Origin of the sequence: Microbacterium sp. NPDC091662 (assembly GCF_044756705.1) — a bacterium.
Taxonomy (GTDB): domain Bacteria; phylum Actinomycetota; class Actinomycetes; order Actinomycetales; family Microbacteriaceae; genus Microbacterium.
The window spans coordinates 73,504-85,587 of record NZ_JBIVTM010000001.1 but is presented as its reverse complement, the minus strand read 5'-3'; the positions used below and the strand labels follow the sequence as shown (position 1 = coordinate 85,587).

Below are 12,084 nucleotides of genomic sequence, written 5' to 3'. Positions count from 1 at the left end.
AAAGCGGTCAGCCGACGACGGCGACTTCGGCGGAAGTGACGTCGATCGATGCGGCGTCGGGGTTCGCGCCCATGGCCTTCGAGAGGACCACCGCCTTCAATGCGGACTCCTCAGCGCTCCCCCACACCACGGTCAACCCGCTGCTGAGCGTCAGAGTGACGTCATCGGCCGTGCTCGCGCTGATCCCCGTCAGTGCGGCACGGACATCGGCGGGGAGCGAACGCACCACGAGACCCGCGCTGCGGAACGCCGCGGAATCGACGCCGCCAGGGACGTCGATCACCGGCTGCCCCGCGGGCTGATCCGAGGTGGTGGAGAGCGCGACACCGGCAGCATCGACCAGCGTGTAGCCGGCGTCCGAGCGGAGAACGCCCACCGGAGTGCGTTCCACGATGCGCACCGTGAGGTCGTGCGGCGGACGCGCTTCGATGGCATATGTCTCGATGAGAGGGAAGGCGAGCAACGCGGCCTTCACCTTGCTGGAATCGACGAGAGCGAGCGGGGTTCCGAGCTGGTCCCCGAGCGCGGCCTCGATCGCGGCGGGGTCGAGGCTGGTGGCACCGGCGACGCTGATCTTCTGAACGGCGAAGAGCGGACTGTACGCGGCGGCGACGCTGCCTCCGACGAGCAGGACGGCGGCGCCGATACTGCTCAGCCAGACGATCCTCCGTCGTCGCGATCGCTGGGTGAAGCGGCGGATCTCGGCGCGGAGCGCCTTGCGACGCGCGCGCGCCGCGCGCCAGACATCCCTCGTCGACGTCGGCTGCGGATCGTCGGCTGACGGGTCATCCGTGTGCTCGTCGGGCGTCGCGTCGCCGGAGGACGAGAACCCGTCCTCCGCTTCGGCATCGCGTCGCCGTCGGCGGGACTTCACCGCCGGCGCGGCATCCTTCTCCCCCTGGCTATCCGGGGTGGTCGGAAGCGGTGCAGGGCGACGCATCGGCTACGCCCCGTCGGTCCGACGCAGCGAATCCAGAACCTGCGGGATGATCTGGTAGACGTTGCCGCACCCGAGAGTGACGACGAAGTCACCCTCTCGTGCCACCGTCGCGGTGTAGTCGGCCGCCTGCTGCCAGTCTGCGACGTAGTGCACGTGCGATGGATCTCGGAACGCACCGCTCACCAGCTCGCCGGTGACGCCGGGCACAGGGTCTTCCCTGGCCCCGTACACGTCGAGCATCACGGTGTGATCGGCGAACTCTTCCAGGACGTCGGCGAACTCCTGGTACATGTGCTGGGTGCGGGAGTAGGTGTGGGGCTGCTGGATCGCGATGATCCGGCCCGACCCCGCGATGCTGCGCATCGCCTCGAGCGCAGCCCGCACCTCCGTGGGGTGGTGCGAGTAGTCGTCGTACACCGTGACGCCACGCGCGACGCCGTGCTGCTCCAGGCGACGCACCGTGCCCGCGAAGCCTTCGACGGCGCGGACGGCGTCGGCGAGGGAGTAGCCCAGCGCACGCAGCACCGTCACAGCGCCCGCCGCGTTGATCGCGTTGTGCACGCCGGGAACGGCGAGCTGCATGCGCGCCTGCTCCTCACCGTGGGTCACCGTCGCCGCCACGGGACCTGCGGCGACGATATCGGTGACGCGCACGTCCGCTCCCTCCGCCTGGCCGAACGTCAGAACGGTCGGGTGAGAGAGACCGGCACCGACCCGCAGCGCACCGGGATCGTCGCTGGAGATCACGACGGCCTGGGTCGCGGCGTCGGCGAACTGCACGAACGCCTGGTGGAATGCCTCGTCCGATCCGTAGTGGTCGAGGTGATCGGGATCGACGTTGGTGATCAGCGCGACCGCGGTGTCGTACAGCAGGAAGGTGCCATCGGATTCGTCGGCTTCGATGACGAACAGATCGCCAGATCCCGTCGCGCTGGATGTGCCGAGCTGCTCGATCACGCCGCCGTTGACGAAGTGCGGATCAGCACCGAGCTCACGCAGGGCAGTCACGACCATGCCCGTCGACGTCGTCTTTCCGTGCGCACCGGCGACGGAGACCAGACGACGGGTGCCGATCAGCCAGTGCAGCGCCTGAGATCGGTGGATCACATGGAGTCCGCGGGCCTTCGCGGTCACGAACTCGGGATTCTCCGGCCAGATCGCTCCCGTGTGCACGACGGTGTCGGCGTCGCCGAGGTGGGCCGCGTCGTGGCCCACGTGCACCGTCGCACCGGCTGCGGCCAACGCGCGCAGATTGTCGCTATCGGCGCGGTCGCTGCCGGAGACGCGGATGCCGGCATCGAGGAACATCTTCGCGAGACCGCTCATGCCGGAACCGCCGATGCCGATGAAGTGCGCGGAGGTGATCGTCTCGGGAATGGGGAGGGAGAGGTCGGGTCTGATCATTTCCGCTTCAGTCTACTTTTCTTCGGTCTCGCCGACCGCGTCAGGCGGTGGCGAGTGCGCGGTCGATGAGGGTGATGACGTTCTCGGTTCCCGTGCGGGTCCCGGCCGTCTCGGCCGCGGCAGCCATCCGCGCGATCCGTTCTCTGTCTCCGAGCAGCGGGACGACGATGCGACGCACCGCGTCACCGTCGAAAGACCCATCGTCGAGCAGCTCCGCGGCTCCTGCAGCGACGGCGGAGGCGGCGTTCAGACGCTGCTCGCCGTTGCCCACGGAATAGGGAACGTACAACGCCGGGATACCCAGAGCGCTGATCTCACTCACGGTCGCCGCCCCGGAGCGGGAGACGATCAGATCAGCCAGAGCGAAGGCGAGATCCATGCGATCGACGTAACGGTGCAGCGCGTAGCCTTCGACGCCGGGGTCGACGAGATCGCTACGCTCCCCGGTCACGTGCAGCAGCTGCCAACCGGCATTCAGGATGTCGCGCCACGAATCCGCGAGCGCTTCGTTGAGACGCTGCGCGCCCAGTGAGCCGCCGAAGACGAGGAGGACGGGGCGCTCGGCGTCGAGACCGAAATAGTCCGCCGCCTCCGCTCGCGAAGCCGCGCGGTCGAGGGCGATCACCTCTCGGCGCAGGGGCATTCCGACGAGCTCGCCGCCACGGAGCGGAGTGCCTTCGAAGGCGACCCCCACCGCGGCGGCGCGGCGTGCGCCGAGCACATTCGCCAGACCCGGCTTCGCATTCGCCTCGTGCACGACGAACGGCACGCCCTCGCGGCGAGCGGCCACGTATGCCGGCGCGGACGCGTATCCGCCGAAGCCGACCACCACGTCGATGCTGTGCCGTCGGATGTGATCGCGCACCTGCGCGATGGCTCGGCGGAATCGTCCGGGGAACGACATCGCCTGCCTGTTCGGCCGTCGCGGGAATGGCACCTTGTCGACGATCAGCAGTTCGTAGCCGCGCGCAGGGACGAGACGGGACTCCAGCCCCTCGGCCGTGCCGAGCACGAGCACGGAGGCTTCGGCATCGCGTGCGCGGAGACCGTCCGCGACGGCGAGCAGGGGGTTGACATGACCGGCGGTGCCACCGCCGGCGAGGAGATACGAGGTCACCTGGTGACCCTACCCCGCTCGGCTGACTGCTTCTCGGTCACAGGAATCGTACGCGCGAAGGCCAACAGCACGCCGCACGCGATGAGCACCGCGAGCAGGGCGGTACCGCCCTGGGACATGAACGGGAGGGGGACGCCCATCACCGGGAAGACACCGATCACGACGCCGACGTTCATGACGGCCTGACCGACGATCCACACCGTGATGCCGCCGGCAGCCACGCGGATGAACGGATCCGGCGTCTTGCGGATGATGTGGAAGGCGCCGATCGTGAAGAACGTGAACAGGGCGAGCACCACGATGCAGCCGATCAGGCCGAGCTCCTCGCCGACGATCGCGAAGATGAAGTCGTTGCCTGCGGCAGGGAGCCACCCGTACTTCTCTTGCGAGTTGCCGAGCCCGAGCCCGAAGATGCCGCCGGTCGCCATCCCCCAGATCCCGTGGATCGACTGGTAGCAGTCCGTGTAGTAGAGCGCCATGTTGTCGCAGGTCGCGGTGATGCGCCGCATGCGGTCCTCGCTCGACAGCGCGTAGGCGAGCACCGCGATGACGCCGAGGATGAGCGGGATGATGAACAGCCGGAGCTTGACCCCCGAGAAGAAGAGGCACCCGAGGAGGATGAGCACCAGCACCATCGCGGTGCCGAGGTCCTTGCCCGCGAGCACGGTGCCGATCGCCAGCGCGCCGACCGGGATCACAGGGATGAACACGTGATGCCAGGTGCCGAGCATCGCGCGCTTGCGCAGCAGCACAGCGGCGATCCAGAGCGCGAGGGCGAGCTTGAGGAACTCCGACGGCTGCAGGGTGAAGCCCGCGATCTTGACCCAGTTACGGTTTCCGCCGTCTTCGATGCCCAGCGGGGTGAACACGAGCATCTGCAGCGCTACGGCGCCGAACAGGGCAGGCCAGGCCATCCTCTTCAGGAAGTCGACGGGCAGACGGCTGATCAAGAACATCAGCGGGATGCCGAGGAGCGCGAAGACTCCCTGGCGGAGCACGCCGTCCATCGGATTGACGCCCTTGGAGACGGCTGTCGCGCTCGTCGCCGACAGCACCATGACGAGGCCGAAGAGCGTGAGCAGCAGGGCGGTCGACGCGATGAGCAGGAACTCCGTCGACACCGGGGTGAACCGGCGCCCAAGCGAGACCCTGGCCGCGAGACCGCCGGACTCAGACCGCGGAGGGCGAGATACCTGTGTCATCGGCGCTCCCCCGGTCGATCCAGTCCCGCACCGCCTCGGCGAAGCGATGGCCCCGTTCCGCGTAGCCGGAGAACTGGTCGAAGGATGCCGCCGCCGGGGCCAGCAGGACTGTCCCCTCGTCGTCGACGATCCCCGCGGCGATCTCCACGACACGGTTCATGACCTGTCCAGTCTCGCCAGCATCCACCTCGAACACCGGCACCGCGGGCGCGTGTCGCCCGAATGCCGTGACCACTGCCGAGCGCTCGACCCCGATCACGACGGCGGCTCGTGCCGTTGTCCCGACGTCGGCGACGAGATCGGAGATGTCGACGCCCTTCAGATCTCCGCCGAGCACCCACACGGCACCGGGGTACGCGCGTAGCGACGACGCCGCGGCGTGCGGATTCGTCGCCTTCGAGTCATCGATCCAGGTGATGCCGCGGTGCCGGGCGACGACCTCGATACGGTGGGCATCGAGGTGGAAGGACTGGAGGGCGGTGTGGATCGCCTCCGGCTCGACGCCGAGCGACCGCGCCAGCGCGCTCGCGGCGAGGATGTTCTGCACGATGTGGGGTGCGGCGAGACCTGCGGCATCGAGATCGGCGATGGTCGTCAGTTCGAGGGCGCTGCGCGAGCGGTCGTCGAGGAAGGCCCGGTCCACGAGCAGTCCTTCGACCACTCCGAGATCGCTGGGGCCGGGGATGCCGAGATCGAAGCCGATGGCGCGCGCACCTTCGACGACCTCCGCCTCCTCGACCATCTGCCGGGTGGCCTCATCCGCCTTGTTGTAGACGCACGCGATCCTGGTATTGCGGTAGACCAGGGCTTTCGCGTCACGATAGGCCTCGGCGCTCCCATGCCAGACGAGGTGGTCGTCGGCGAGGTTGAGGCACACGGAGGCGTAGGGGAACAGCTCTCCCTCGGGGCACGACTGCCCCAGATACCAGAGTTGATGGCTGGAGAGCTCGACGACCAGGACGTCGAATCCCGCGGGGTCGCGCACCGCGTCGAGCACCGGCACCCCGATGTTCCCGCAGGGAGCCGCCCGCAGCCCGCCCTCGACGAGCAGCGTGGCCGTCAGCTGGGTCGTCGTGGTCTTGCCGTTGGTCCCGGTGATGAGCACCCAGTCCGCCGGCGTGCCGTCGTCGCGGACGACCTTGTCGCGCACGCGCCAGGCGAGCTCGACATCGCCCCAGATCGCGATATCCGACTCCTGCGCCCACCGGATGAGCGGATGCGACGGAGAGAAGCCCGGCGAGGCGATGACGACCTCGGGCGCGAAGTCGACGAGAGCTGTCGGCACTTCGGCGAGCGAGCCCAGTTCGAGTCTGGCGCCGATCACCGGGAGCAGGCGTTCGTACTCCTCCTCGGCGGATTCGCTCAGCACGAGCACGTCGGCACCCAGTTCGGCCAGCGTGTCCGCGACCGAGAAGCCTGTCATGGAGAGGCCGAGCACGGCGACCCGCAGACCGCTCCAGTCGGCGTTCCAGCTCGTCAGCCCGGCGAGACGATCAGTCGACACGGGTCAACCATTCGACGTAGAAGAGTCCGACGGCCGAGACGGCGAGCAGGCCCGCGATGATCCACATCCGCACCACGATCGTGACCTCGGACCACCCGCGCATCTCGAGGTGGTGATGGAAGGGGCTCATGAGGAAGAGGCGCTTGCCGCGCGTGAGCTTGAAGTATGTGCGCTGCAGGATGACGGAGCCGGACGACAGGACGAAGACGCCGGCGATCACGAGCAGGAGGAGTTCGGTGCGGGTGAGGATCGCCATCGCGGTGATGACACCGCCGATCGCCATCGAGCCGACGTCGCCCATGAAGACCTTCGCCTTGGGGGCGTTCCACCACAGGAATCCGATGAGGCTCGCGGCGAACGAGGCCGCGATGATGGCCAGGTTGAACGGATCGCGCACTTCGTAGCATCCGCCGAGCGCGTCGGGATCCCCGCCGATACAGGGCTGCTTGAACTGCCAGAATGCGATCACGCTGTACGCGCCGACGACGATGACTCCGGCTCCGGCCGCGAGGCCGTCGAGACCGTCGGTCAGGTTCACGCTGTTCGACGTCGCGACCCCGATGATCGAGATCCACACGAGGTAGAGGATCCATCCGAGCACCACGCCGAAGGCGAACAGGTTGAGCCAGGTGATGTCGCGGAACAGCGAGATCGCCGAGCTCGCCGGCGTCTGGCCCCACTTGTTCGGGAAGTTCAGCGCGACGATTCCGAAGGGGATGATGACCAGTAGCTGGCCGATCACCTTGCGCCAGCCGGAGAGCCCGAGGCTGCGCTGGCTGCGCACCTTCATGTAGTCGTCGATGAAGCCGACGGCGCCGAATCCGACCATCAGCCAGATCACCAGAAGCGCCGACAGTGCAGGAACCTCGCCGCTCACCAGCACACCGGTGAAGTAGCCGACCATCGAGCCGACGATGAAGATGACGCCGCCCATCGTGGGGGTGCCGCGCTTGGCCTCGTGACTCGGGTTGTGGACGGACTCCGGGGTACGGATGACCTGCCCCCAGCCCCACTTCCGGAAGAGCCGGAGGAAGACGGGAGTCAGGAACAGGGTGAAGGCGAGCGAGATCGCCGCCGACATGATGAGAGACCTCACGAGAACAATTCTCCCAGACGATCGCCGAGATGCCGGAGCCCCACGGAGTTGGATGACTTCACGAGCACGCGGTCGCCGTCGCGGAGCTCGGTGCGGAGGTACTCGAACGCCGAGTCCTGGTCGGGCAGGTGCACGGCTTCGCTGTCCCAGGAGCCCTCGCCGACTGCGGCGAGATAGAGCCGCCTCGCCTCGGGGCCGACGACGACGATCCGCTGGATGTTGAGACGCACCGCGAGCAGCCCGATCCGGTCGTGCTCCTCCCCCGCGCTCTCGCCGAGTTCGCTCATGGCGCCGAGGACCGCGACGGTGCGCTCGTCGGGGCCCGTGATCTGCGCGAGCGTGCGCAGAGCGGCGGCCATGGAGTCCGGGCTGGCGTTGTAGGCGTCGTTGATGATCCGCACCCGATCGCTGCCCAGAGGCTGCATGCGCCACCGTTCGGCGATCTCGACCGTCTCCAACCGGGCCACGGCGTCCGCTGCCGCGACGCCGAGCACGCGCGCTGCGGCGATCGCCGCCAGAGCGTTGGAGATGTGATGCGCTCCGAGCACGCGCAGCCGCAGAGGAAGCCGTGCGCCGTCGACCTCGATGACGCAGGACGTGCCGGCGGCGGACACCTCGATGTCGTGTGCGCGTACGTCCGCCGTGGGACCCTGGCCGAAGCCGACCGTGCGCAGTCCACGAGAGTCCGCGAGTTCACGCATGGCGGCGACCCGGGGATCGTCGACGTTGAGGACGGCGGTTCCGGGCACGCGGGCGGCGGCGACGAGTTCGGCCTTCGCCTTCGCCGTCGCCTCGATACCGCCGAATCCGCCGGCGTGCGCCATGCCGACCATCAGCACGACGGCGACATCGGGCTCGACGAGACCCGCCAGGTGAGCGATGCTCCCTGGGGCCGCAGCACCGAACTCGCTCACGAGGAATCGGGTGCCCTCCGTGACCCGGAGCATGGTGACGGGGGCGCCGACCTCGTTGTTGAACGACTTCACGGGCGCCACGGTCTCGCCCTCGCCCTCGAGGATGCGTGCGAGGAAGTTCTTCGTGGTGGTCTTGCCGTTCGACCCGGTGATGCCGACGATCCGGAGCGCGCCGCCCGCGCGAACGCGCGCGACGACCTCCTTGGCGAGTGCACCGAGGGCGGCGACGGCGTCCGGCACCACGATCTGGCTCACGGCGACGTCCACCGGGTGTTCGACGATCGCCAGGGTGGCGCCTGCGGCGACAGCGGAGCCGACGAATCGGTGCCCGTCGGTCTCGGCCCCGGGCTTCGCGACGAAGATCGAGCCGGGGCCCATCGTGCGCGAATCGGTGTCGACGAGACCGTCGACCACGGTCTCGGCGGTGTCTTCTCCGGCCACGCGCAGATCACCGCCGACTGCGGCGGTGATCTCAGCGAGCGTCAGGGCGATCATGTCATCTCCATGCGCGGCTCTCGCCGACTATCCGAACTTGGGAAGGAGCTCGTCCATCGGGACAGAGGACGGCATCACGCGATACGTCTTCATCACCTGCGTCATCGCCTTCTGGAAGGCGGATGCGGTGGCCGCGGACGATACAACCTTAGTCGGCTCGTCGAGGGTGACCACGACGACGTACTGCGGATCGTCGACCGGCGCGAAGCCCACCATGCTGGTGTAGTACACCCCGGCCTTGTATCCGCCGTTGCCGTCGGAGACCTGCGCCGTACCGGTCTTGCTGGTCACGCGGTAGCCCGGAACCTGGATGCGCTCGGCGTTGCCGCCCTGCACCGCCACGTTCTCCAGCATGCGTGTCAGCTCGGCGGCGGTCTGCTCCTTGATGATCTGCTCGCGCTTCGGGTCGGCCGGTGCGGTGACGGTGCCGTCCGCTCCGGTGCACGACTCGACGAGTGAGAGATCGATCTTCTCTCCGCCGTTCGCGATGGCCTGGTAGGCACCGGCGAGCTGGGCCGCCGTCACGGTGAAGTACTGCCCGAACGTCGTCGTGTAGAGCGACTGGTTGTCCCAGTCGCTGACCGGGTGCAGGATCCCGCCGACCTCCGAGGGGAAGTCGAGGGTCTTGTCCCCCACCCCGAACCGCTCGAGGTAGTCGTACCGCACCTCGGGGCTCACCATGGTGCCGAACTTCGACAGCGCGACGTTCGACGAGTCAATGAGTCCCCCGGCGAGGGTGTAGTTGTACGCGGGGTGGCTGAACGCGTCGTTGACGACGGCACCGTTCGGGAACTTCTCCCGCGAGGCCGCGCTCACCGTGCTGAGGGGGGTCAGGCCCGCGCCCTCGATGGCGGCAGCGGCGGTGACCGCTTTGAACGTCGATCCGGGCTCGAAATCGCGGTGGAAGATCTGGCTGGCCCTGGTCGCCGGCGTCGAAGCATCGAGATCGTTCGGGTCCAGCGCCGGCCACTCGGCCGCGGCGCGGATCTTCCCCGTCTTCACCTCGACGACCGTGACCGTGCCGCCCTTGGCGCCCTGCGTCTGCGCCTCCTCGGCGATCATCTGCTGTAGATACCAGTTGAGGTCGCTGTTGATGGTCAGCTGCACGGATCCGCCGTTCACGGCGTCGACCGTGCGTTCGCTCCCGGGAATCACGACGCCGTCTTTGCCCTTGCGGTACGTCTCCTCGCCGTCGATGGGCGCCAGGCAGGAGTCGTCGAGCTTCTCTACACCGGCCTGCGCCTCTCCCGAGTTGTCGAGGAAGCCGAGGATGTTGCCCGCGACCGCACCGTTCGGGTAGACCCGTGTCTCGCGCGCCTTCAAAGAGAGGTAGGAACCGACCCCGAGATCCCGCAGAGCCATGTACTGCTCCGTGTTCAGGCCCTTCTTGAGCGGCGCGTATTGACTGTCCGGATTCTCCGCGAGAGCGTTCGATACCAGGGTTCGCACCTCATCGCCGGTCTGCCCGGTGATGGCCGCGATCTTGTCGGACGCTTCGGCCCACGGCAGCTTCGGGTCCTTCTCCTCGAGCAGCATGATGACCTGCGGACTCAGCTGCGCGTCATAGACCATCACGCTGGAGGCGAGAACGGTCCCGTCGGAGTCGAGGATCGACCCGCGCTGGCCGGGAATGGCCGAGCTCGCCCCGAGATGCTCCAGGGACTCGGAGACGTGCTCGTCTGCGCTGACCACCTGGATATCGACCAGTCGCACCACGAAGGCGACCAACACCGAGAGGATGACGGCGAGAGCGACGACGGTGCGTCGCCGCGGTCCGCGGGTGGCTCGTGTCGTCATGGGACCTCTCCGTCGATCGTGGGGTCAGTGCGTGGTGGGGCTGGGGAGGCCGTCGGTGATCGACGGCGGGAGTTCCTGCGCCGGTTGCTCGGTCGTCGCCGTCCCGTCCTCGGTCTCCGCGGGAGGAGGCGGCGGCTCCACGATGAGCGAGTTGCTCACGGCACCGACGCCGGCGGGATTGACGGTCGACGTCCAGTCGGCCCCTGCACCGGTGCCGAAGACGGCGCCGTCGCTGAGACGCAGGTACGACGGCGAACCGGCGACCACCATCCCGAGCCCGGCGGCGCTGCTCGCGAGCACCTGCGGCGAGCTGACGCCGGTGAGCTCCTCCTGGAGCGCATGGGTCTTGAGGTTCAGTTCGCGCTGCTGTGACGAGAGACTCGCGAGAGTGAACGAATCCTGGGTGATGGCGAGCGACAGCCCGATCTGCGCGGCTCCGATCGCGAGTGCTCCGCCGAGCGCGATGAGGGCGTAAGCGAGCTTCGGCTTGCGGCGGGCTGCCTGCCTCGTGACCGGTTGCAGCTTCCGCTGCGGCGTCTTCTCCGGCGCGACCGGCTGCACCGGCTTCCGGACGACGGCGTTCAGGCTCATGCGCTCTCCCGCAGCTTCTCGGCGGCGCGCAGGCGCACCGGGATCGCCCGCGGGTTGCGCGCGCGTTCTTCGTCATCGGCGAGCTCGGCGCCCTTGGTCAGGATGCGGAACCGCGGAGCGTGTTCGGGGAGCTCCACCGGAAGCCCGGCGGGAGCGGTCGACGCGGAAGCCGCGGCGAAAGCCTGCTTCACGAGGCGATCCTCGAGCGACTGGTACGACATCACGACGATGCGACCACCGACGTCGAGCGCGTCCATCGCCGACGGGATCGCGTCCGCGAGCACGTTGAGCTCCGTATTCACCTCGATGCGCAGCGCCTGGAACACGCGCTTGGCCGGGTGCCCCGCGCGCTGGGCGGCAGCGGGAGTCGCCGCGATCAGGATCTCGACGAGTTCACCGGACCGGGTGATCGGCTGCTTCTGACGCGCCTCGATGATGAAGCGCGCGTATCGACCCGCGAGCTTCTCCTCGCCGTAGCGCTCGAAGATACGGCGGAGGTTGCCCTCGCTGTACGTGGCGATCACCTCGGCCGCGGTGACGCCCTTCGTCTGATCCATGCGCATGTCGAGCGGGGCATCCTTCGAATACGCGAATCCGCGCTCTGCCTCGTCGAGTTGCAGGGACGAGACTCCGAGATCGAAGAGGATCCCCGACGCCCCCTGCGCATGCAGGCCGATCTCGTCGTACACGGTGTGCACGAGCGTGACACGGTCCTTGAAGCGGGCGAGCCGCTCCCCCGCGATGCGCAGCGCGTCGGTGTCGCGATCGAGACCGACCAGGCGGATGTTCGGGAAGCGTTCGAGCAGTGCTTCGGAGTGTCCCCCCATGCCGAGGGTGGCATCGACGAGCACCGCTCCGTCCGCCTGGAGGGCGGGAGCGAGCAGTTCGACGCAGCGGTCGAGCAGTACTGGGGTGTGGATGTCTCGGAGGTTCATGATCTTTCTCGGGGTGACCTTCGGCTCTGATCCCCCTCCGCTTCTCGACCCGGCACCGGGGAAGTGTGTCGGGGCGGGAGCGGCGGGGC

General features: G+C 68.2%; 10 protein-coding genes. All 10 read right to left on the bottom strand.

What is annotated here, in order from left to right; translation table 11 throughout:
• Positions 1–7: 7 nt before the first annotated feature.
• From ACIQLD_RS00410 to rsmH, 10 genes are read right to left on the bottom strand one after another with little or no spacing between them, the layout of a single operon-like run.
• Positions 8–940, bottom strand: coding sequence for an FtsQ-type POTRA domain-containing protein (locus ACIQLD_RS00410; RefSeq protein ID WP_402603771.1), 933 nt, complete (start codon positions 938–940; stop codon positions 8–10).
• Between the two features lie 3 nt (positions 941–943).
• A complete protein-coding gene (murC, locus tag ACIQLD_RS00405; protein ID WP_402603769.1) occupies positions 944–2,344 on the bottom strand; it encodes a UDP-N-acetylmuramate--L-alanine ligase in 1,401 nt (466 codons plus the stop codon).
• Positions 2,345–2,384: 40 nt separating this feature from the next.
• Positions 2,385–3,461, bottom strand: coding sequence for a UDP-N-acetylglucosamine--N-acetylmuramyl-(pentapeptide) pyrophosphoryl-undecaprenol N-acetylglucosamine transferase (locus tag ACIQLD_RS00400; RefSeq protein ID WP_402603767.1), 1,077 nt, complete (start codon positions 3,459–3,461; stop codon positions 2,385–2,387).
• Entirely contained in the window at positions 3,458–4,663 is a 1,206-nt protein-coding gene (ftsW, locus tag ACIQLD_RS00395) for a putative lipid II flippase FtsW (RefSeq protein ID WP_402603764.1), read from the bottom strand. Before ftsW ends, ACIQLD_RS00400 begins: the two co-directional genes overlap by 4 nt.
• Positions 4,632–6,167, bottom strand: a complete 1,536-nt coding sequence (gene murD / locus ACIQLD_RS00390) for a UDP-N-acetylmuramoyl-L-alanine--D-glutamate ligase (protein WP_402603761.1) — start codon at positions 6,165–6,167, stop codon at positions 4,632–4,634. Before murD ends, ftsW begins: the two co-directional genes overlap by 32 nt.
• Positions 6,157–7,263, bottom strand: a complete 1,107-nt coding sequence (gene mraY / locus ACIQLD_RS00385) for a phospho-N-acetylmuramoyl-pentapeptide-transferase (RefSeq protein ID WP_017830225.1) — start codon at positions 7,261–7,263, stop codon at positions 6,157–6,159. Before mraY ends, murD begins: the two co-directional genes overlap by 11 nt.
• The gene (murF, locus tag ACIQLD_RS00380) at positions 7,260–8,672 is read right to left on the bottom strand and encodes a UDP-N-acetylmuramoyl-tripeptide--D-alanyl-D-alanine ligase (protein WP_402603759.1); all 1,413 of its coding nucleotides are present in this window, start codon (positions 8,670–8,672) and stop codon (positions 7,260–7,262) included. The genes mraY and murF overlap by 4 nt, the downstream gene beginning before the upstream one ends.
• A 27-nt stretch (positions 8,673–8,699) precedes the next feature.
• Entirely contained in the window at positions 8,700–10,469 is a 1,770-nt protein-coding gene (locus ACIQLD_RS00375) for a peptidoglycan D,D-transpeptidase FtsI family protein (RefSeq protein WP_402603757.1), read from the bottom strand.
• 24 nt (positions 10,470–10,493) lie between these two features.
• Complete coding sequence (locus tag ACIQLD_RS00370; RefSeq protein ID WP_402603755.1) at positions 10,494–11,060, bottom strand: hypothetical protein; 567 nt, start codon at positions 11,058–11,060, stop codon at positions 10,494–10,496.
• The gene (rsmH, locus tag ACIQLD_RS00365) at positions 11,057–11,995 is read right to left on the bottom strand and encodes a 16S rRNA (cytosine(1402)-N(4))-methyltransferase RsmH (protein WP_402603753.1); all 939 of its coding nucleotides are present in this window, start codon (positions 11,993–11,995) and stop codon (positions 11,057–11,059) included. Before rsmH ends, ACIQLD_RS00370 begins: the two co-directional genes overlap by 4 nt.
• Positions 11,996–12,084: the final 89 nt, after the last annotated feature.